This window comes from Paenibacillus dauci, assembly GCF_000971985.1.
GTDB lineage: Bacteria > Bacillota > Bacilli > Paenibacillales > Paenibacillaceae > Saccharibacillus > Saccharibacillus dauci.
Window position 1 is genome coordinate 786339 of the sequence record NZ_KQ040798.1, and the last position, 22565, is coordinate 808903.

18 protein-coding genes, 1 pseudogene and 1 riboswitch are annotated in these 22565 nt (G+C 48.1%); of the genes and pseudogenes, 7 read left to right on the forward strand and 12 right to left on the reverse strand.

The features are described from left to right. Positions 1-40: 40 nt before the first annotated feature. The 7 genes from WH46_RS03385 to WH46_RS03410 all read right to left on the reverse strand — a co-directional run bounded on the left by WH46_RS03385 (position 41) and on the right by WH46_RS03410 (position 9012). Positions 41-1333 carry an MFS transporter gene (locus WH46_RS03385; RefSeq protein ID WP_036629266.1) on the reverse strand — a complete coding sequence of 431 codons (1293 nt, stop codon included), beginning with the start codon at positions 1331-1333 and terminating at the stop codon, positions 41-43. A gap of 536 nt (positions 1334-1869) precedes the next feature. After that, positions 1870-3099 carry an RtcB family protein gene (locus WH46_RS03390; protein WP_017811569.1) on the reverse strand — a complete coding sequence of 410 codons (1230 nt, stop codon included), beginning with the start codon at positions 3097-3099 and terminating at the stop codon, positions 1870-1872. Between the two features lie 39 nt (positions 3100-3138). Then, entirely contained in the window at positions 3139-5766 is a 2628-nt protein-coding gene (locus tag WH46_RS03395; protein ID WP_017811570.1) for a polynucleotide kinase-phosphatase, read from the reverse strand. After that, the gene (locus tag WH46_RS24325) at positions 5763-7325 is read right to left on the reverse strand and encodes a methyltransferase domain-containing protein (RefSeq protein ID WP_046225679.1); all 1563 of its coding nucleotides are present in this window, start codon (positions 7323-7325) and stop codon (positions 5763-5765) included. Before WH46_RS24325 ends, WH46_RS03395 begins: the two co-directional genes overlap by 4 nt. A gap of 199 nt (positions 7326-7524) precedes the next feature. After that, the gene (locus WH46_RS24005) at positions 7525-7689 is read right to left on the reverse strand and encodes a hypothetical protein (RefSeq protein WP_017811572.1); all 165 of its coding nucleotides are present in this window, start codon (positions 7687-7689) and stop codon (positions 7525-7527) included. A gap of 121 nt (positions 7690-7810) precedes the next feature. After that, complete coding sequence (locus WH46_RS03405; RefSeq protein ID WP_017811573.1) at positions 7811-8035, reverse strand: hypothetical protein; 225 nt, start codon at positions 8033-8035, stop codon at positions 7811-7813. 104 nt (positions 8036-8139) lie between these two features. Then, complete coding sequence (locus WH46_RS03410; RefSeq protein WP_046225680.1) at positions 8140-9012, reverse strand: AraC family transcriptional regulator; 873 nt, start codon at positions 9010-9012, stop codon at positions 8140-8142. A 248-nt stretch (positions 9013-9260) separates the two neighbouring features. Here WH46_RS03410 and WH46_RS03415 point away from each other — a divergent pair, with 248 nt between their 5' ends. From WH46_RS03415 to WH46_RS24465, 4 genes are all read left to right on the forward strand, one after another. Continuing rightward, positions 9261-10322 (forward strand): Gfo/Idh/MocA family protein, encoded by a 1062-nt coding sequence (locus WH46_RS03415; RefSeq protein WP_046225681.1) that lies wholly within the window; start codon positions 9261-9263, stop codon positions 10320-10322. Further along, the gene (locus WH46_RS03420) at positions 10319-11176 is read left to right on the forward strand and encodes a sugar phosphate isomerase/epimerase family protein (protein WP_046225682.1); all 858 of its coding nucleotides are present in this window, start codon (positions 10319-10321) and stop codon (positions 11174-11176) included. Before WH46_RS03415 ends, WH46_RS03420 begins: the two co-directional genes overlap by 4 nt. A gap of 104 nt (positions 11177-11280) precedes the next feature. Next, positions 11281-12153 carry a sugar phosphate isomerase/epimerase family protein gene (locus tag WH46_RS03425; RefSeq protein ID WP_017811577.1) on the forward strand — a complete coding sequence of 291 codons (873 nt, stop codon included), beginning with the start codon at positions 11281-11283 and terminating at the stop codon, positions 12151-12153. A 20-nt stretch (positions 12154-12173) separates the two neighbouring features. Then, positions 12174-12299: a hypothetical protein gene (locus WH46_RS24465; RefSeq protein WP_269430590.1), complete on the forward strand. Its 126-nt coding sequence runs from the start codon at positions 12174-12176 to the stop codon at positions 12297-12299. Positions 12300-12410: 111 nt separating this feature from the next. Here WH46_RS24465 and WH46_RS03430 read toward each other — a convergent pair. Further along, a pseudogene (locus tag WH46_RS03430) lies at positions 12411-13051 on the reverse strand (LysE/ArgO family amino acid transporter). Positions 13052-13171: 120 nt separating this feature from the next. Further along, positions 13172-14536 carry an alpha-L-fucosidase gene (locus WH46_RS03435; protein ID WP_046225683.1) on the reverse strand — a complete coding sequence of 455 codons (1365 nt, stop codon included), beginning with the start codon at positions 14534-14536 and terminating at the stop codon, positions 13172-13174. A gap of 406 nt (positions 14537-14942) precedes the next feature. Here WH46_RS03435 and WH46_RS03440 point away from each other — a divergent pair, with 406 nt between their 5' ends. After that, a complete protein-coding gene (locus WH46_RS03440) occupies positions 14943-15596 on the forward strand; it encodes a class D sortase (RefSeq protein ID WP_017811581.1) in 654 nt (217 codons plus the stop codon). Between the two features lie 165 nt (positions 15597-15761). Then, positions 15762-15844, forward strand: a riboswitch (cyclic di-GMP riboswitch). A 139-nt stretch (positions 15845-15983) separates the two neighbouring features. Then, positions 15984-16787 carry a transglutaminase-like domain-containing protein gene (locus tag WH46_RS03445; RefSeq protein WP_046225684.1) on the forward strand — a complete coding sequence of 268 codons (804 nt, stop codon included), beginning with the start codon at positions 15984-15986 and terminating at the stop codon, positions 16785-16787. A 262-nt stretch (positions 16788-17049) separates the two neighbouring features. Here WH46_RS03445 and WH46_RS03450 read toward each other — a convergent pair whose 3' ends face one another. The 3 genes from WH46_RS03450 to fdhF form a co-directional block, all read right to left on the reverse strand. Continuing rightward, positions 17050-17646, reverse strand: coding sequence for a methylated-DNA--[protein]-cysteine S-methyltransferase (locus WH46_RS03450; protein ID WP_046225685.1), 597 nt, complete (start codon positions 17644-17646; stop codon positions 17050-17052). 360 nt (positions 17647-18006) lie between these two features. After that, the gene (locus WH46_RS03455) at positions 18007-18582 is read right to left on the reverse strand and encodes a helical membrane plugin domain-containing protein (protein WP_046225686.1); all 576 of its coding nucleotides are present in this window, start codon (positions 18580-18582) and stop codon (positions 18007-18009) included. Then, positions 18566-21550, reverse strand: a complete 2985-nt coding sequence (gene fdhF, locus WH46_RS03460; RefSeq protein ID WP_046225687.1) for a formate dehydrogenase subunit alpha — start codon at positions 21548-21550, stop codon at positions 18566-18568. Before fdhF ends, WH46_RS03455 begins: the two co-directional genes overlap by 17 nt. A 334-nt stretch (positions 21551-21884) precedes the next feature. Here fdhF and WH46_RS03465 point away from each other — a divergent pair, with 334 nt between their 5' ends. Continuing rightward, the gene (locus WH46_RS03465) at positions 21885-22565 is read left to right on the forward strand and encodes a futalosine hydrolase (RefSeq protein ID WP_046225688.1); all 681 of its coding nucleotides are present in this window, start codon (positions 21885-21887) and stop codon (positions 22563-22565) included.

Genomic DNA, 22565 nt, shown 5'->3' on the forward strand with positions numbered 1-22565 from the left:
TAGAAATGCTGCTCTATAGCTCCATTAACCTGTCTGTCACTTAGGCTTTATTTACAACTACATTCTCCTCTGACGCATATGCTGGAGACAATTCTTCGCGGAATGCCGAGCGATATACGAACCCAATCACTACAGCGGCAGTCGTCATTACACCTGCTACCACATACATATCCCGCATCCCATACCGGTCGGCGATCCAGCTAAGCAGCAGCATGGCAATTGCAAAAGTAAAATTGCTTAGCACGCTGAGAGCAGACATAGCACTTGGTGTCTCGGCTGGTGTCAGATTCTGCTGGATCAGTGTACGGCGGATGATGCCGGCAATCTGTACAGGCAGTCCCGATACAGCGAACAGGATCAGCGCCAGCATGGGAACACTGTTAAAGGCAAAGAAAAAGGTGATCATGACGTAAGCGAGCAGGCTAAACAACATCCACAGATAGGCATTTTTTTGCAGCTTTTTGACACGGGCTACAATAAATACGCCTCCGGCAATCGAGCCGATAAAGAACACCGTATTCATAAAGCCCCACCAACTGGCGTCCTGATGCAGCACTTCCACGACAAAAGCCAGAATAAATGCGCCGAGCCAGGCTGCGCCTCCAAGTGTATCGATATTATCAACAATCGCCAGTGTACGAATACGCCGATTGGTAGCGAGAATTTTCCAGCCTTCGGAGAGTTGTTCTCCATACGATGGCTTGCGAAGCGCCCCCTTTGCGCCAAACGCTTCAGGTGATGCATCAACATTCCCTATCCCTGCAGCGGCATACGGATCACGGATAAAGGCAGTAAAAAACATCGCCAAAAAGTAACTAACCGACGCGATCCACATCGTCGGAACCGCACCAATCACAGCGACTATCACCCCGCTGAGTGCCCAACCCGAGCATTTGACTACCTGATCGCTGACAGACATCAGTCCATTGGCTTTCATCAGTCCTTCGTCTTCTGCCAATCTAGGAATTAACGCATTACGGGCAGGATCAGTCCACCCATCGAGAAAGGACATTCCGAATACAGCCAGAAAAATAATCGGATACGATACTTCGGGACTCAGCCACAGATAAAAGATCAGTCCGGTAAAGATAACGAACTGTCCCAACTGTGAACCAATCAGAATAGACGTCAGACGGATACGTGACATGATTAGTGGTGCTACCAATCCACTGACCATTTTGGACAACATCCGGAACAATGGAATAAAAATCGTAGTGAGCAATGAACCACTCGCTGTAAATACCAGCGTTACCAGACTGAGCGTGTACACAATATCCGCAATATTCGATACGGTCTGTGTACCCCATAACATATAAAACGATTTTCTTATCAAAAACCCCATCCCTTTCTGAACAATGCTTGATCTTCTAAATAAATGGATATGTGACGGTTTTAAATTTGAAGCGCTTTAAATTAAAGTTAAATATTCAGTCTAAATACACTAGTATGTATGAACATGCAATAGGAATGCTAAATATGTATGGTATTAAATTGTTCTAATAGTAATTATATCCATTTAAATTGAATTAAAAATAGTATATGATTTTCTTTTCGCTTTTGTCAATTTTAAGTATCGCATGGATAAACCTTGTTGACTAGCCAAAAAGTAAAAATTGTAAACCAATTTCATATACACCTAAATATTATATTAATAGATCGATTGAAATTTATCCATATAATAATAACGTAATTGCGTATAAATTATCTATTTTAAGTATCTTAAAATCAATCTGTTATCTGCTCTTCGTTTTTTTCACTGATATCTCTTTATTATGAAGAAAAGAACAAAGCATTCGTTCGCTCTGCTCTTTTCCGAAATAAAAGATCATGTGTCTGTATTTCTTGATTCTGACTCTGTTTCATTATTATTCAGTCTTTGTAAGGATCGAATTCATCTGCCCCTGCCATACATACGCCGATCGGCTTGAGTACATGCAGTACATCGAGCGTCTCGCTATGCGCATCCAGTACGGTCTGCAGCTTGCGATAAGCAAATGGACTTTCGTCCGTATCCGCGCCGCGCAGCTCTACCCCAAAGCTGGATACTGCTTCTTTCATCTGTTCGCGGGTCACCTGACCACCAGATCGGGTACGGGTTTTCCAGTTCATTTTGCCGGCGGCCTGGGTACGGCTCATGACCCGGCCAGCACCATGTACAGTGCTGTACAGCGCTTCGCGGTTCTCGTCACTATCCTTGCCTTGGACAATAACCGAGATATCGCCCATGCTGCCGCCGATAAATCCGAGCTGTCCTGGTGCAGATGGGGTAGCTCCTTTACGTACAACGATCGTCTCCTGGCCTTCATGTTGTTCTTTCCAGGCAAAATTATGATGATTATGCACTTCAAAATCTGCTTGTGCGCCCAGCAGTCTCAACAATTCATCAATTACATAATCCCGTCCGGCATAAGCATACCGTCCAGCCAGTTTCATCGCCCGGTAATACATATCTCCCAGCTCGCTGTCCAGATCCAGCAGTACCGGCGGCTGATCCATATGTTCACCCGGTGCCTTGCCGAGGAATTCCCGTCCGGCAGCCAGATTAAGGAAGCCACTGGCTGTCTTGTGCCCAAATCCGCGGCTACCAAAGTGATTGCCGATCCAGAGTCGACCGGTTGCTTCTTCTTCGAACAGATCGACGTAGTGATTACCGCTGCCGACCGTGCCCAGTTGCTCACGCGCCAGGCGCTTTAATTTGTCATAAGCTTCACGACCGGCGGCAGACCTATACACATCCCAGTCCGGATCATCGAACAGTTCGTGATCGACGCGCTGCTGATTTACACGTCCTACGCCAAAGGAAATACTGGCGGCGATCCGGTCCATAATTGCGGCGATCTGCGGACGGATATCCGCAGCCATCAGATTCGTCCGAACCGCCTTGTTACCGCAGCCGATATCATAACCGACACCAGAAGGAGAAATCTGGCCGCTGTAAGCGACCACTCCACCGATCGGCTGACTGTAGCCTTTATGATGATCTGCCATTAATAGCGTCTGTACCACATTACCGGTACGCGAGCAGGTAACCGCCTGACTGAGTGCTCCCGGATCAGGTTCTCCCCACACACGTACCCCATCAATAATTTGAAATGCCATTGTATTCCCACCTTTCTCTTCCTTCAGAATCATTTGATATTAAAGCCTTGGATCGATCGCATCCGATTCGAGGCTCAGCGCAGCCAGTACACATTCATGCATACGCTCTAGCGGCTCCTTGCGGACAAAGCGGTCTACAGATTCCAGGCTCAGTGCAAACTCCATTAGTGCATGACGTTCTTTTTTACGGGTTTTACGCTGCTTGAGTCTGATGAGATGCTCCGGCTGCAGATAGTCCATTCCATAGATCATATGCAGATATTTACGACCTCTGACTTTGATGGCAGGCTGGATCAGCCGATCGCCATCATACATCGTCATATACTCCGGTTTGAGTACGATTCCTTCATGTCCATCCTCGGTCATCTCGATCCACCAGCGGATCAGTTCCTGTTCGCTGTCCGGATTATTTTCAATATCCATGACCCGATACTCGGTCGGCATAAACAGGACAGAACACTCTGCCAGCTCTGCGGCGTGCTGCATATGCCATTCATGCGAGCGATCCATCAGGGAACCGCTGCTGTGAGCAAGAATATGAAACGGCGCAATACGCAGTCCTTCTGTTCCTTCGGTATCCCAGCAGTATTTCTGGAACGTCTCGCGGAAGATATCCGCATTGGTCTTGCGGTTCATCCATTCTGCAATCCAGTCGTCTACTTCACGTCCTTCGCTACGGGCTTCATGGAGACGTTCCAATATATAACTCCGGTCCATATCAGCCGCTTCGGATACATGGGCATACTGGGAAGCAATCAATTCACGGGCTTTGAGATTCCACGGTACGATCTCTGTATCCAGCAGTACCCAATCTGTATCATAACGGTCAAAATAGCCTGCTTTGTCCAGATCACTGTGTAGCTGTCCAATAACCATCTGCTCCATTGTAGTCTGGAAAAAAGCTCTGCCGGTACGGGTATAGATAGTGCCAGCCAATGGGCGTCCCACATAAGGTACAGCCGCCTGCTCATTGCGGAACAGCAGCACAATCGCCCGGCTGCCCATATGCTTTTTTTCGGCTACCATTCGGGTAACGTTACGGGAGCGGTAATATTCTATCGCCTCAGCCGGATGTTCCAGATATCCCTCTGCTGCCGCTGGAGCAGGAGGTGGCGTCATGGTAGGCGGAATATAGACCAGTTCCTCCAGCGGCACTGTATAATGGGAAGTCGAATCCAGTGCCGATTTAACAAACTCACTACGAACGGCAATCTCACCGTAGCTGTCTGTTAGTACAGTATATCCATCGATAAACTGACGCAGATTCGGCGCAGCAAAGCGGCGCTTTTGCCATCGGATTAACGGACTGTCCGGGTCCTGGGCATAGTCTTCCCTCGCTTCTACACTCACAAAGCTCTGCTCCGGATAACGATAGGCTGTCAGTCTGCCGCCAAATACGGCTCCCTGATCAATATTAATCGTTCGGTTCACAATCGTCGGCTGCGGACGAGGATCATGTCCCCATACAATAATCTCACCCGAGGTATGGTCGGTAAACCAGTCTTTGCGAACAGGTTTGCCACCTTCTCCGATCTCCGATACATCCCCATAACGGCAATAATCATCAATGCGCCGTGATTGCTTGCCGATAAAACGATCCTGAATCCCGGCATGGGCCACGACCAGACAGCGAACACCATCATGCTGGAACACCAGATGCGAGGGAGCCGACATCAGCATATCTTTTAACGAACTTTGCAGCTGCTTCATTGCTTCTATTCCCTGCTCGGCTTCATAATCTTGCAGTTCGGCAGCGAATTTCTCGTCACCATGATTCATCGTGACCTTGCGACCTTCCAGATAACGAGCTACTTTCCAGCCGTGATTGCTATCAACCATCCGTCCCTGACCAGCAGCAATTTGACGCTGCCAGAACAGCATAGTGTCCAGCGAGCGAGGACCACGGCTCATAATATCACCAACCGATACCAACTGGCGTCCCTCGGGATGCTGATATATTCCGTCTGTATCCGGCTCATAGCCCAGCTGCTGGATAAGCTCCATCATTTCTTCGTAACATCCGTGAATATCGCCAATAATGTCGATGCCCTGACCGAGATCATGAACCAGGGGACTCGCTTTTCGTTCGAAGGTTACAGATTCCATATCCTGAGGCTTCAGAATATGGACAGCACGAAAGCCTTCACTTTTCAGAGTGAATATATTTTTGCGGAATACCTGATAATGCTGCTTCACCCGCTGGCGGCCGCGGGCATGCTCACGTTCACGGTCGCGCTCCAGTAGGGTTCTTTCGGGCACATCCAGTGCAATAATAGTGACAGGAACATGATATTTGCGTCCCAGTTCAATATAGACAGCTCGATCTTCCGCATGCAGATGCGTCGCATCAACCCATGTAGTCAAATTAAGCCTGCAGCGTGAACGGATAATTTCTTCCATAACGCGAAAAGCCTTGTCCGAGATCAGGCGATACTGCTGGTACAATACTTCACTCTCGTCGCGGGATGATCGCCGCCAATCGATATAGTCCGTATCCCCGACAACAGCGCGATACTGATCGGAAGAGATCGCTTCATGTGGACCGATTACTCCCTGCTCGATCAACGAGCGAATCCAGGTACTTTTGCCACTGTTGGAAGCACCCATCAGCAGAATGATTCCTGCATGAGGCAGCTGGATAGTTTTGTTTGAGGATTGTTCATTCATTGGGATGATGCTCCTTTCCGGCGGAATACCGCCATTTGGGTCGGTTGTCCATGTATTTCCGAGATATCTCCGATACCATGCAAGCTGACTTCATAAGGACGTCCGGATACCCAATCCTGACAATGGTCTGCCCATTCGGCACGCGTCCACTCGAATCGGTGATCCGTATGACGAATCTCCTGCTCTTCCATTTCATAGACGGCATTATATTCACGATTCGGCGTCGTCATAATGAGCGTCTCCGGATGATACTCATCCAGCAGTGTAGCCATCACCTGAGGGAGACGATATTCATTGATATGCTCGATCACTTCACACAGAATGATGACGTCCTGTCCTGCCCATTGATCATCCCGGTAAAAGAGTGAACCGGTCACCAGACGGGGTACGATCTGCTGTCCTTCCCGCTCCAATTTGCCAAAGCGCTCCAGCGCTCTCAGACCGGCATAAGCCGAAGGCTCAACCGCATAGACCTGCTCGACTCCCTCAATCCCTGCCAGACGCACTGACAGCTTGCCTTCGCCAGCTCCAAAATCAACTACGCTACGGCGGCTCGGCAAAATGCTTACCTGATCTACAATAGCCTGGTAACGCAGTTCATTCAGACGTATCGGTGGTGCAGCCGTCTCCTGAACATCTGCAGAAGAAGATAACGTATTAGCCTCACCTTGTTGTGAAGCTGTTATTCCTGTGGTTATTTGTTCATTTCCTGGCTGCTGCAAAGTGTTGGCATCTGTATCTTTTGTATTTGTATTTGTATTTGTATTTGTATTTGTATTTGTATTTGTATTTGTATTTGTATTTGTATCAAGTAGGTTTACAGCTGCTTTTTGAACCTTATCACCTGCCAGCTTGCGATAATCCGCAATCAGCGGCGCGAATCGCAGTGCTCTTTTGATAATCAATTCCTGCTGCGGATGATCCTGCAACCATCCTTCTCCATAGCGCTGCAGTTTATCGACTTCCTCTGCCCCGATATAATAATGCTTGTAATCGTCCAATACCGGCATCAGAATAAACAACTGTCTGAGCATCTGCTGCAGCGTTGCCTGACCGCTCACTCGTATATTCCTGACACTGCTGCGACTTTTCAGATCAAAGGTATACTCAGCCGCTCCACGCTCAATATCCACCTCATACCCGAGAGCGGTAAACAGCGATTCTATCACTGCATCCGGCAGATTGGAGGCAACCGGACCAAATGTCACTTCCAGTGGAAAAACATGTTCCGCCCAATCGGCATAATCCGCTTTGGGTTTGCCATTCAATGCTGTGCCCAGTGCAGGACGGATATAGGAACAGAACAGACTGCTGACGACAAATTCCCGGTCATTGATATACTGGGTAATATCGTAGCTATCCGGACTTCCTTTAACCAGATCGATCGGATCAGGCGTAGCAAAAATAGTAAATTCAATCTTCTCTTCAGCAAATGCCGAGTAGATCAGGCGCACCCTGGCACCTTTTTCGTTACGCTCGTATCGGTTATGTGGATTCTTGGCCAGCAGATGTGAAATCATCCCGGCATGGGGGCCTGCTGCTTTGACAGTTAAATACATCGTATATTGCTCCTCTCCTGCTCTTACTTCGCCAACTGCGCAAAAAAAGCCGTGGACTCTTCAGTCCACGGCCGGTATCTGCTCAGCGTATCCTGCCGAAATATACGCTGAATGCACGTATATCCTCAAGCAAAGGATCGTTCACATATGTAATTCCAGAATAGCTACACGGGTGCAGTACACATCTGAGCCTATAGCTCTACTGCCACCCGATCTCTGGAGGTCCGGTGAGGATGATTTGTCGTTGCCGTAATTGTCCGTGAGTGAATCGCTCATATTTGGAATACAAGCTACTACGCTGTTGTTCATAATGAAGCTGTTCCAATTGTGTCATCTCTACGGGCAATACGGGATTATACATCATCTGCTCACGACCTCCTGTTCATTGGTATTTTGAATATAGCAGGCTGCCAGGAATAACATCGGCGCCTTTGAATTGTCAACATCATAATACGGCTATCCAGATTCTGTCAACGTCTATCCGTTTACAGATTGTATACGAGCAGAGCAGCAGCAAATAGAATCATCGCCACCAGTACACAGCGAAGTGCCCACCGCATACGTACTTTTTTGCGCTGCTGATAGGCTTCTGCCGCCTGCTCATCCATATTCCATCTGGCATATCCACCGCCGAGTATCTGACTGCTCAGCAGTACAGATAGCACGAGAAAAATCATGCCACCCCATAACAACGTACTTAACACACTCATATTTCTTTTTCCCCCTGATTTTTCTTCGAATTAGCACAATTCTTCAAGCCATTTCTTCAGCTGCCCTCGTACTGATGATCATCTCATCTCTACCGGGATTAATCTCAAGACAGCAGCATCCGCGTCTCGGAAGGCGCAAAGTTACGGTATTTTTTGAATGTACGACTGAAATATGAAATATCATTATATCCTGCTGCCATAGCCACTTCGGATACGGTCATACCGGTATTCAGCAGTAGATACTCCGCGCGGTTGATCCGCACACGGTTAATATATTCGGTTACTGTACGGTTGGTCAGTTCATGGAACAATCGGCTAAAATGAAACCGGCTGAGACCTGCCAATCCGGCAAGTCGATCGATCGTAATCTCTTCGGCATAATGTTCCTCAATATACTGCAAAATCGGTGTGAAACGTTCCAGATTCTTCATCCGGTGCTCGGTATGCTTCCAGTCCGAGACATTGGCGACATAACCGCGCACGAGCAGGGATAATAACTGGTACATATACGATTTGACCGATAATTCATGACCGATCTCCCGGCTGCGGAACTCTTCCACAATCTCCGACATGCACCGCTGCAGACGTTGATCTCCACTAATATGACTTTGGAACAGCAGCCTGCTCTGGGTCATCGGCGTAATAAATCTTGTCTCCACCGCATCTTGTGAAGGACTTTGCAGCGAGTTCAGATCGGCAATCAGCGCATAATAGATCAGATGATTGGATAGGCTGGTGCCCTGATGCAAATCATTGCTGTTCAGCACAATCAGATCACCGGCTCGCACATGCACCGGCTCGGCATTGCATTCAATGATCGCTTCGCCGCTCTCAAAATACAGAAACTCCATATGACGGTGCCAGTGATGCGGGAACATCACCTGGCCATATTCATACGACTTGCAGAAATTCAGCTTGATTGGAAAATAAGGGTCAGGCATACTCATCGGTTCCTGCAAATCAACCGGCCAGTTCATGGACCATCCTCCTCTGATCACGTTCGATCCCGCCCTCTCTACAAGGCATGGCTTACCGAACGTCATCCAATGATTTCCGCTGGAATTACAACATATGTAGGTTTTCTTTTCACCATTAACTATAACGTAAAAATCAGGGATAGCACAATTGTGCAAATAAACCGCAAATCCATTCATGACCCTGCCTGCAGTCCGATTATATAATCGGTTCAATCTACATATTCCGCTGAATGGGAGAGAATCTGCATATGAAAACAACGATTGGTATTGGAGTCATTGGAACCGGCAACATCTCGGAGTATCATCTGAAGCCTTATGCCAAGCATGAGGGCGTCAGCATCCTGGGTATCTGCGACAAAAATGAAGAACGTGCCAAAACCGTCGCTTCCAAATATGAAGGTGCACGCGCATATAGCGATTACAATGAACTGCTCGCCGATCCGGAGATTGATGCCGTCAGCATCTGTACTTGGAACAACACCCATGCCGAGATCAGCATCGCTGCTCTGCGCGCAGGCAAGCATGTACTCGTCGAAAAACCGCTCTGTCGTACGATGGAAGAAGCTCATCAGATCGAAGCAGCCGTACGTGAATCCGGCAAGCTGTTGATGGTAGGATTCGTACGTCGTTATGATGACAATGCACAGATGCTCAAGCATTTCAGCGATCAGAGAGATTTTGGAGATATTTATTATGCCAAAGCTTCATATATCCGCCGCTTCGGTAATCCTGGCGGCTGGTTCAGCGATATTGAACGCTCCGGCGGCGGTCCGGTAATCGATATCGGCGTCCATGTCATTGATCTATGCTGGTATCTGATGGGGCGTCCCGAACCGGTCTCGGTCAGCGGTAATACGTATTATGAGCTTGGCAATCGTGCCCATATTCAGCATTTGTCCCATTACAAGGCTTCTGATTATGACGCTACCAAGAATGATGTGGAAGATATGGCGAATGTCATGATCCGTTTCAAAAATGGCGCGTCACTCATGGTAGACGTCAGCTTCAGTCTTCATGCCAAGGAAAATGAAGGCATGATCCGCATGTATGGCAGCAAGGGCGGATTCGAGGTCGATCCTGCAGTATCCATCACGACTGAAAAGTACAATACCGTGCTGAATATCCAGCCTCAGACCGATCATCCGGGCTTCCATTTTGAAGGAGCATTCGAGAATGAGATTGGTCACTTTATCGAATGTGTGCGCACCGGTAGCCAGCCGATCAGTCCGGTCGAAGATGGCGTCCAGATGATGCGGATGCTGACGGCTATTTATGAATCGGCACGTCTGCGCCGGGAGGTGATTCTGTGAAGCTGGGACTTAGCACGTACAGCCTGCACGGTTCCCTCAGCTCCGGTGCGATGACCGTACTGGATGTAATTGATTATACGGCAGAGCTGGGTGGGCAGCATGTAGAGATCGTGCCGCTCAGCTATAGTCTGTCCGAGAATCCGGAACTGACGATGCAGATCGTCGAGCGCGCCCGTCAGCAGGGGATTGAGCTGTCCAACTATGCAATCGGTGCCAATTTTCTGACTGATGATCCTGATGCCTATGAACGCGAGATTGAACGGGTCATTAGCGAAGTGGATATCGCCGCCAGACTGGGCGTGAAGCTGATGCGTCATGATGTAGCGTCCTCGCCGGATGTGTCGATTGCCAATTTTAACCGCCATCTAGGTCGGCTGGCGGATGCCTGTCGCCGGGTCGCTGATCACGCTGCCAATTACGGGATAACCACCAGTGTGGAGAATCACGGCTTTCTGATCCAGCATGCCGATCGGGTACAGGCTCTGATACAGGCTGTAGATCGCCCCAATTATAAAACAACGCTGGATGTGGGTAATTTTGTATGTGCAGATGAGAATCCGGTAGCTGCCGTACAGAAAAATCTGCCGTTTGCGTCCATGGTGCATATCAAGGACTTTTATATGCGTCCTTCCCATCGCAATCCCGGTGCAGGCTGGTTCACCAGTACAAGTGGCGTCTATCTGCGCGGTGCCATTATCGGGCAGGGAGATCTGGATATGTGGAAGATTCTGCATACGATCAAGGCTTCCGGGTACGACGGATATATTTCGGTTGAATTTGAAGGCATGGAAGACGGCATGACTGGTTCGAGGATCGGTATGGAAAATGTACAGCGAATCTGGGACGAAGTCTAAGCGATACAAGCTGGATATCGCCTCATACTGGACAGTCTGCCGTGAATACCTGTTTACCGGCAAACTCGTCTTTCTTTTACCAAAACTGTAAAGGAAGTGATTCCATGGCAACAGAACTTGGCAAAATTGGCGTGATTGCAGACGCATTCAAACTGGAACTTCGCGAGAATCTGCTCAAAGCAAAAGAAGTTGGTGCAGACGGTGTACAGATCTGGGCTACCGAAGGCGTGATGGACCCGGATAATCTGGGCATCGACCGCCGCCTGGATCTCAAAGAGTATCTGGATGGACTGGGGCTGGAAGTATCGGCGCTGTGTGCGGACTTTGGTGGCAACGGCTTCCATAGCGCACAGGATAATATCTGGAAAATCGAAAAGTCCAAAAAAATTCTCACACTCGCTCTGGAACTGGGTACGCCTATTGTAACGACTCATATCGGAATCGTACCTGAGGATACCAATGCGCCCGAATATGCCATTATGCAAAAAGCCTGTAATGAACTGGCCGAATTCGCTTCTTCAATGGGTGGTTACTTTGCGATCGAGACCGGACCGGAACCGGCTGCCCGGCTCAAGCAGTTCCTCGATTCCCTGGACAGCAAAGGCGTAGCCGTAAACTTTGACCCGGCCAATATGGTTATGGTCACCGGAGACGATCCGGTGCAGGGTGTATACACGCTCAAGGATTATATTGTGCATACCCATGTCAAAGACGGCATTCGCAACCGCGAGGTCAATCCGCATGATGTATACGGCAATCTGAGCCATGAACAGATCGCAGCGTTCGAGGATGGCAGTATTGGCTTCCAGGAAGTCGCACTCGGCGAAGGACAGGTCGATTTCAAAGCCTATTTCGCAGCGCTGCAGGATATTGGCTACACCGGCTACCTGACAATCGAGCGCGAAGTCGGTCAACAGCCTGAACAGGATATCCGGCGGGCCGTCGAGTTTATCCAGGGATTCAAAGCCACTGTCTAGAAATTGACAGGGATACCATAATGGGAAGACACAGCATACAGCGCGAGCAGTGGGTAGCCAGCATCCTGCTGCTCGCGCTGTATGCTGTCGTGCATGTCCCCTATGCAGAGGATGAAAACTGTATGGATGATGCACACTCAGCATAGATAGATCCCCCTTCATTCATGCATAAAATATGTACAAAAAAGCTGATTTCATCCACTGTCTGACAGCGATGAAATCAGCTTTTTAAGTTAACGATAGCCTTGATCGGCACTCTATCTTACTAACGATATTAACAAATAAAGAGCGATCACCCAGATCATCAGCGCCGAACAACGGTTCAGCCAGTAGAACCAGCGTCCGCTGCGATCAAATACCCCGACGCCATCCCTGCTGCAGCCAACACTGCAAACCAGAGCCAGGAAACGATAATACAGGTCCACATAAACGCCAGCTTTTGCTGACCTTCATACTGAAGTGAACTCGTTCCTATGACGCCGATCGTATCCAGAATAGCATGCGGATTGAGCAGCGATACCGACAGCGCGAATAGTATCTGTTTGCGCGCGGGCAGAGCTGCCGTTTGGTTTGGCTGCTCTTCTCCGTCTACTACCGCGGCTGTCCGGACAGTCTCGGCACTTTTCCACGTCACATATCCCATGTAAATCAGAAACAGTACTCCCGCCAGCATCAGTACCGTTTTGACCCATGGTAGTCCCAGCACCAGGACCGATACTCCGCCGATAGCCAGACTGATCAGCAGCGTATCACATAATCCGGCGGTAATCACTACCGGCAACACTTTCCACCATCTGCGCTGTACCATTCCCTGCTGAAAAATAAATACATTCTGGACACCCAGCGGCAGAATCAATCCCAGTGCCAATATAAAAGCATGCAGTATAACACCAGCCATTTGTATCTCCCCCTTGTTCACCAATACCAGTGTAGCGCGGGATCAACAAACTGCATACAGCAATAATGTTTCTTTTATTTTTCTAATAATCTTATAAAATGAAACTCTATTTGCTCTTGCTTATCTCTTCTCTCCATCAACATACACCGATGATCCTCTTGTTCTCGCCCAGTCCGCAATCCGCGATGGATCGCCTTTCCATAATCGCTGCTTGCCCCATATATTACTCTCCGGCACACCATCACACTCCACTCGTATGACGGGGAAAAGAGCTGTAGGACGCTCTTTGGGAAGTCCTTTGATCCATAGTACCTGATCCTGCTGCTCAAATTCCAGCTCCTGTCCGGTCGTGAGCAGTGTCACCCGTTTTACTCGCGATACCAGGTCGGCAAGGCGTATTTCCGGCTTCCCATCCCAGAAGCGAATAATCAAATACAGATGGTTCCCACTAATGGTCTGTCTTCCCCGTGTAATAAACTCGGTCAGATCACCACTATCCGATTTGTATATCGCTTCACCATGCACTTCCAGCCACGCCCCAATCTCTAGCGCTCGCTGTACAAATTCCGGCGGCAGCTGGCCGTCCGGCTGGGGACCGACATTGAGCAGCAGATTACCGCCTTTCTCTGCACATTCGCATAGCATATCCAGCAGCATATCTGCAGAACGCCAGCGTTCTCCGGCAGCATATCCCCATAGACGCCAGGTAGTGACCTGGTTGGACTCCCATAACCGGTTCGGATCAGGCACAATCTGATGTTCCGGCGTACCAAAGTCACCCAGCACTTCCGAATCACCAGCGCCGGCGCCACCATCTGCGTAAGTACGAGTTCCATCCGACGGACCCAGCCGATTATTCACCAGTATACCGGGCTGCAGCTCTTTCATTCGGCGTACCAGCTCTACACTGCCCAGCTCCTCTGCTGTTCGCGGCCATACCCCATCAAAGAAGAAGTGATCAATCTGTCCGTACTGGGTCAGCAGTTCCTCGACCTGATTATGCATATATTCTTTCATCGCCTGCCAACCATCCGGGTCTTTCTCCGGTCCGTCAAAAAAAGCTGGAATCCGCCAGTCCATCCACGAATAATACAGTCCAATATGTAGTCCTTCTGCCCGGAATGCGTCGACAAATTCACGTACCAGATCACGCCCGCATGCCTGAGCGGCTGTAGAATAGTCCGTGTACTGTGAATCCCATAGACAGAATCCGTCATGGTGGCGCGTTGTCAGACATGCATATTTCATTCCTGCTTTGCGGGCTGTCTGTGCCCATAACGAAGCGTTGAAATGCTCCGGGTTCCAGCTGCACGCCTGCCGGGCATATTCCTGATGATCCAGATGTTCTCGGAACAGCACCTGTTCTCCGCGTCCATACTGTGCATAAGGTCCAAAATGAATAAACAATCCATACCGGCTATCCGTGAACCATTTTGCAGACTCCGACCCAGTGTGCCTGCTGTTGTTATCCTGTCCCGTATTCATACACCCATCTCCATTTCACTATACGATTTAGATTGGTTTTGTATCTACGCTGACTGAATGTATGTAGATTTTCTTGGTGTGCTTATTTTGCCTTTATGACTTTTTTATACTCATAAGCCCAATTCATTTAAACATCATAATGTTATTATCTATCTGCATTATATCATTGTTATTATGCTTATCGAGTTAAAATATCGAATTTTACAAATAGATTTCCAAACTCTCAAGACAGCAGAAATTCTTAAATCCATCAGATTAAAATACCCATATATTGTATATTTAATTACAGTATATGGGTATTAATATATATATCGAATTTATCCTTTTTATATCCTGCCTATAGTGTTATTCTTAAAATTAACTGTGTAATTTCGACAAATCCAAAGGCAGGAGGATGAATATAGATATGAAAAAATGGGCGTACATGCTAATCGTTGCAGGCATCCTGGTGATGATCTATCCTCAGGCAAATGAATGGTATGACGATTGGCAGCAGGAGCGTCTTCTGAGTCAAGCGGAGCAGACAGCCGCCGTTTCTCATCAGAATACGACAAAAAATTTAAAAAATAGCTATTCGGAGGTAAATGCTCTACTAAATGAAGGAGCTGCTGCCGATAATATAAATAGTAAGACAGAACTACCAGCAAGCGGTGAGATTCTAGGAGTGATTCATATCCCGGTAATCGATGTGGAACTTCCGATCGTAGAAGGTGCCACTCGTGAAAATATGCGCAGCGCTGCTGTTCATATTTCCGAGACTGACCAGCTGGGACAGAAAGGCAACTTCGCTGTTGCTGCGCATCGCGCTCATAAAACCGGTCGTTTATTCAATCGTCTGGGCGAAGTTAAAGTTGGTGACTCGATCCAAATCGAATCTGCCGGTCAACAATACAATTATCAGGTCGATCGCATCCGAATTGTAGAACCCACTGAAGTATCTGTACTCGATAGCGATCATCAGTCGGAAGAATTGACACTCGTGACCTGCGACCCACTAATCAATCCAACCCACCGTCTTATAGTACATGCGGTACGCGTCTATGATCCTATAAATGAATAGCAAATTATTCATTTCGCGTACATTTCTGTTTGACGCTTTTAGTCGAATTATCGCTGTGGTACTATAAGATTATAACTAACCAGTAACTTATTATTTACCCATAAATCACAATAATATGTATATCTTGCATATTGTTGCTATGTAACTTGCTTATTAAGAGCTTTTACACGATAACGGCAAACCTGTCTAAAGATAGGGACGCAAAGCTAAAGGGCCTTACCCTCCGGGGTTGGCAGCCAGCTACCGAACGGAAAGGCTCTTTTTATATGAATGGATTGTAAAATATTACACTTTATAGAATATAATGGTTTAGTCAAACGACGGATAACAGTGAGTTAATGTGATCCTTCATTGATCGACTAAGCCCCTTTGAAAGGATTTGTCGTCATGAAGAAACTTTTGCTAACTTGCTTGACAACCATTTCGCTGCTTGCAGTAGCTCCATTATCTGTATTCGCAGCCGAAGATTCCAGCTGGCTGGACAGCTCCACTGCCAATCAGGGTTATGTCGCTGTTCACTATGAAGCTCCTTCCAATACACGTACCAAAGTTATGATTACTAAGAATGATACCAGTTATACGTACAATCTTTCTTCTTCCCATACTGATACTTCGTTGCCATTGCAGCTGGGAAGTGGTACGTATCAGGTAAGCGTTCTGGAAAATACATCCGGCAACAACTATAAAAAAGTATATTCCGATTCGCTGCAGGTACAATTGAGCAATGAGAACAGTGTATATCTGGCCTCCACTCAAAATATCGATTGGAAAAACAGTCCTGCTGTTACTTCACTCGCAGCCAAGCTAACTCAAAATGCTGCAAACGATCAGCAAAAAGCACAGGCAATCTACGATTATATTACAAGCAGCATCAAATACGATTATCAGCTCGCTAGCGCATTACCAACCGTCTATGTACCTGATCCGCAGCAGACACTGTCTTCTCGTAAAGGCATCTGCTATGATTATGCTTCTCTGAATGCAGCGATGCTGCGCAGCCAGGGTATTCCTGCCAAGCTGGTAATGGGAACTACATCAGCAGTTAAAGAATATCATGCCTGGAATGAAGTTTATCTGAACGGTAAATGGGTCACTGTGGATGCTACTGTAGATGCATCGCTTCAACAAAAGGGCAAAAGTATCCCCTTTGCCAAAGACGCTGCACAGTACCAAGCAGCCAAAGTATATTAATATCGTTACTGAAGATTTCACCTTCTCCTAAACGTTGCAGTACTTATTCACAGCTTTTATCGAAGGTTAATTAGGCTTGATAAATAATAAACAAACTTCATATAACATTGAATTGAAGAAAATAAAAACCCCTTTGTCTATCATCGGCAAAGGGGTTTTTGTATTGTTACCCATGTATACATCACCCAGATACTTTATTGATATGATATATACTTTATTCATAATAAGTCGATTTAAACATCTGATCCATGCCTGCTTCTTCTTATATAGAAGAAAGAGGGGTTGTTATACCGGCAGTAGGGTTAGATGGTACAGTTCCTTTACCGATATTCGGAGTGCTCCCAGCCGACTGCTCCAGCTGCAGAAGTGCCTGCTTCATCGGCATACCTCCCCGGTATCCTGTCAAATTGCCATTTTTACCGATAACCCGATGACACGGAATCGTGATCAAGACAGGATTGGCCCCAATTGCCGCGCCTACCGCTCTCACTGCATCGGGTCTGCCAGCCATTTCGGCAACTGCCGAGTACGATAGAGTCTGACCATATGGTATGCGGCTTAGTGCTTCCCATACTGCCAGCTGAAAAGGGGTTCCCCTTAGATCATGCTTTACGTTATCCAGTGCATCTGCTGCTCCACGCAGATACTGGATTATAGGTGCTGCATAGCCTTCCATGTGCTGCCCATCTTCCACCAATACGTATCCCGGAAAACGGTTACTCGCCCACAATACCAGTTCTTCCAGCGGCTGATCCGGTGAACTGACATAACATAACCCGTCTACTGTCGCAGCGATATAGAGATGCCACTGTTTATCATTTAACCACGTGTAGTACAAAATGGGCTGATCTGCTGACATATCGTAGGCCTCCTTTTGCCAAATTACATATACTCTACTTTATGCGGATTATTGCCGTTTTGTGCTGTAGCTTATTTCTCGTTTATTGCTTTTATCTATCTATCTTTCTTTCTGGTTCGTATGTTCCGACTGCATTTGATGATCTTCTGCTTCAGTTATATCACGATCTGATGTTCAAAATATTGCGCTTCTATTCCAGCTTCTATTCCAGCTTGTACTTCATCCTGCTATTTTCCCGGAATCCACTTCCCTTTCGGAACATACCAAAATGCAGCTCCTTGTATCATCCCGGAGCTGCATTTGATATCCGTCCTTTTTCTGTTATGCCCTCTATGCTGGTTTGCTTTTACCTGTATCGCGTTATACTTCCTTGTGCGTTTCACTTTCTTTGCGCTGCGGATCAGCAAAAGAATCGGATGGATCGGGTTTTGGTTTGTTCAGCTCGCCGCCCATTGACTTGAGAAACTGGAGTCCAAAAGCCATCGTCGTACGCACATCCGGATCGCGCATCGTTTTGAGCAGATGCAGCATTCCCGGCGGTTCCTGATCCCGTGAATCTCCATACTTCGAGTTCGCAGGGTCCATTTCACCGAGATGGCTTAACCCGCTTCCCAGTGCATTCAGCAGTCGATCCATTTCCAGCGGATCAATCTTGCCGACCATTTGACTCAGGGTAAAGGCATTGCGGATCAGCGGCGGAATATTCAGGGAGTTGATCAGATTTACTCCATGTACGCCTACTTCTGTCCGTTTCTTGAGCAGGGCACCGGCAATATCGAGCATGCCGGCGTTATCCAGTTCCTTGATAATATCCAGCGTTTTGAGAATCGCTTCCTTATTTTCACTAAGTGCCTTGATAATCTGGGTAAGCGATTCGGCCTGTATTTCCGCTTCTGTCGGTTCGTGGCGTTCAATCCGGTTAATGGCTCTGGCCATACTGGGCACGCTCCTTCCGAATGGTATCTGCTATCGGCTCATAATCCTGACGCTTCCACTTGTCCTCGACCCGTACGCTGATCTGCGGACGACGTTTGGCAAACCGGTGGTTAACCTGCGGTAATGGCGATACACCCCGATCTTCAAGTACTTCCATCCGTACACTGATTTCCTTGTAACTCGGCGTATGCGTAATTTTGTCCGTATGACTGCTGGTCAGACGATTGATCGCTTCACTTGCATTCTGGGTATTCATCGGCAGATATAGCTCTTTGCCTTTAACTCGATCGGTAACAACGACCGACAGCTTGGCCTGACCATATGGAGATACGAGCCGCACTTTGGCACCTGTTTCAATACCTCGCTCGGCAGCCAGCTCCGGCGAGACTTCCAGCCATGTAGATGGTACTTTGTGGCGGATATTCTGGGATTGATACGTCATATTGCCTTCATGGAAATGCTCCAGCAGTCGGCCATTATTCAGATGAAGATCATATTCTGCTTCCGGCTCGTATGGCAGTGTCCAGCTGACCGGGAATAGACGTGCCTTGCCGCTTGGGAAAGCAAATTTCTCGGTATACAGTAGTTCTGTACTGCTTCCATCCGGTTCTACCGGCCAAACCTGACTATTCCATCCTTCCAGGCGATCATAGCTGACCCCGGCGAACAATGGAGCAAGGCTTGCTGCTTCCGCCATAATTTCACCGGGGTGGGTATAATTCCAGCCAGCTCCCAGAGCATTGGCTACATCCTGGATAATTCTCCAGTCCGGTCTGGATTCACCCATCGGCTCGAACACTTGATGGAAACGCTGAATCCGGCGCTCGGTATTCGTGAAGGTGCCGTCTTTTTCCAGACTTGGTGAAGCAGGCAGAACAACATCTGCGAACTGTGCTGTCCGGGAGAAGAATATATCCTGCACCACAAAAAATTCCAGCTTGCCGAACATTTCTTCCACAAAGTTGGAGTTGGAATCGACAAATGCCATTTCCTCTCCAAACAGATACATCGCTTTGAGTGTACCTTCTTCGATCGCATCGACCATTTCATGATTATCCAGTCCCGGTTCTATCGGCAGTTCCACGCCCCATGCCTGCTCATAACGGGAACGTACCGCATCGTCAGTTACTTTCTCATATCCGGGGAAATAGCTTGGCATCGTACCAAAATCGCAGGCTCCCTGCACATTGTTATGACCACGCAGCGGATACGCTCCTGTACCCGGACGACCAAAGTTGCCGGTAGCAAGCAGCAGATTACAGATCGCTGTCGATGTATCTGTACCACCGCGATGCTGGGTCACACCCATCGCCCACAGGATACATACAGAGCCGGACTCATGGATCATATCTGCTGTACGAATCAGCTGTTCACGGGTCAGACCGGATACCTGTTCTGCATAATCCAGTGTGTATGGAGCGAGTGACTCACGATATTCCTCATACCCTTCAACACGGTTGTTCAGGAAATCTGCCGCTTCCCAGCCCTGATCGATAATGTATTTCGTCACCGCAGAGAGCCAGACCAGATCCGAACCTGGTTTGGGATGCAAATGCATATCTGCACGTTCCGCCATTTCATTTTTGCGAATATCCGATACGATCAGCTTCTGACCATTCAGCTTATGCGCACGCTTCACCCGGGTAGCGAGTACCGGATGGGATTCTGCCGGATTGGCACCGACAATGATGACCAGCTCCGATTGCTGGATATCGACCATCGTACCACTATCCCCGCCCATGCCAACCGTACGCATCAGGCCGGATGTAGCAGGCGACTGACAGTAACGGGAGCAGTTATCGACATTATTGGTACCCATAATCGAACGGGCAAATTTCTGGAAAATGTAGTTCTCTTCATTGGAGCATTTGGAAGACGCGATATAAGCGATCGAATCGGAGCCATGCTGCGCCTTGATACCGCCGAGCTTCTCCGCGATCAGCGCCAGTGCTTCATCCCATGTCGATTCCACGAACCGGTCTCCCTGGCGAATCAACGGACGGGTAAGTCGTTCTTCACTGTTAACAAAGTCCCAGCCCCATTTGCCCTTGATACAGGTAGATACTCCATTCACCGGCGCATCTATTGAAGGCTCGATTTTGAGAATATGACGGTCTTTGGTCCACACTTCAAAGCTGCAGCCCACACCGCAGTACGTACATACCGTCTTGGTCTTCTCAATACGGGAATTGCGCATCGATGCCTCGATCTCAGAAATCTGGAAAATGCCCGAATAACCGGGCTCTACCGCTTTGGTCAGATCAATCAGCGGTTCCATCAGCTTGTTATCGATATTGGTCATGAACCCGGCTTCTCCCAGCATAGAAGATTCCATCAGTGCATTACATGGACAGACCGTAACGCAGTGTCCACAGGAGACACAGGAAGATTGGTCGATCGGTACATCATCATCCCAGACGACGCGCGGCTGTTCCCGGCTCCAGTCAATAGACAGCGTCTCATTGACCTGCAGATCCTGGCAGGCTTCTACACAGCGGCCGCACAGAATACATTGGTCTGGATCATAGCGATAAAATGGATTGGTGTTGTCGATCTCATAGGGTTTGTTGCGGAAAGGATAGGTCTGATGCTCGATACCCAGCTTTTCCGTGGTGTTATGTACCACGCAATTACCGTTATTGTTATCGCAGACCGTGCAGTAGAGTTCATGATTGCGGAGAATTCGGGACATGGATTCCTGCTGTGCATCCTTGACCAGCGGACTCTGGGTTGATATACGCATTCCCGGTGTAATCACGGTACTGCAGGAGCGTATCAACTCACCGTCCACTTCGACCATACAGGTATCACAGGTATTGATCGGACCGAGCTGTTCGTTATAGCAGATCTGCGGAATATACAGATCAGGCGCCGTATTAACCGCCTGAACGATCGTCATACCTGGCTGTGCCACAACCGACTGTCCATCGACATGAATCACAATATTCTGCTGATCATCCATCTTCATGGTGTCACTTCACCTCTGTCTGAGTAATTGGATATTTTGAAACCTATTACCCGTTTATGGTAAAAGTATGCAGCCTGTTCGTGCCTTACTGTTTATTTCGGAGCTTTATTCCACGAAGCCGTCACATATATGTAATTATTGAGTATATTATATAAGAAAATACATATTAATTAGCAACAGGAACTTCTGCCATACGGCTGGAACGATCCTGCTTATTTCTTTTTGCGCCAGTATTCTGTTAGCTTCATTTCCTTTACAATCTGCTATAACAGGAGTAACGTTAGAAGATAAGCTTGTCCAAGAAAGCTAGCATGGTTGAAGGAGGTACGCTGATATGGAGGCTTCACGCCTTGACAATACATTATCTAATCGAATACTTATTATGACTGCGGTCGAAGCTGAACGCGAAGCGGTACAGAGAGGACTCAGCGATAAGGATAAACTACGGTACGATGTTCAGCTCGCTGGTGTGGGACCTGCTTCGGCGGCAGCACGTACAGCGCTGCTGCTGGCACGAGGATCATATGATCTGGTCATTAGTGCAGGGATTGGCGGCGGATTCGAGCATCATGCTGCTCCCGGCTCTATTGTGCTGTCCAATCGGATTATCGCTGCCGATCTGGGTTCGGGAACACCGGAGCACGGATTTATTTCCGTGGATGAACTGGGATTTGGCTCATCCGTTATCCTCCCGGACACTACCCATCTGGATCGTCTGGCGACTGTGATGCGTGATGCAGGGCTCATGGTACATACCGGACCTGTGCTCACTGTATCCACGACGACCGGATCGGCAGAGACCACAGCCGCACTGATCCAGCGTATTCCTGATGCTTCGGCAGAAGGCATGGAAGGATTCGGTGTAGCCGAAGCGGCGCAGCTGATGAATATACCAGTGCTGGAGATCCGGGCGATCTCCAACAAAGTTGGACCACGTGACCGCAGCAGCTGGCGTATCCCCGAAGCCCTGCAGTCTTTGACACAAGCAAGTTCCCTATTACCGGAGGTGCTCTAA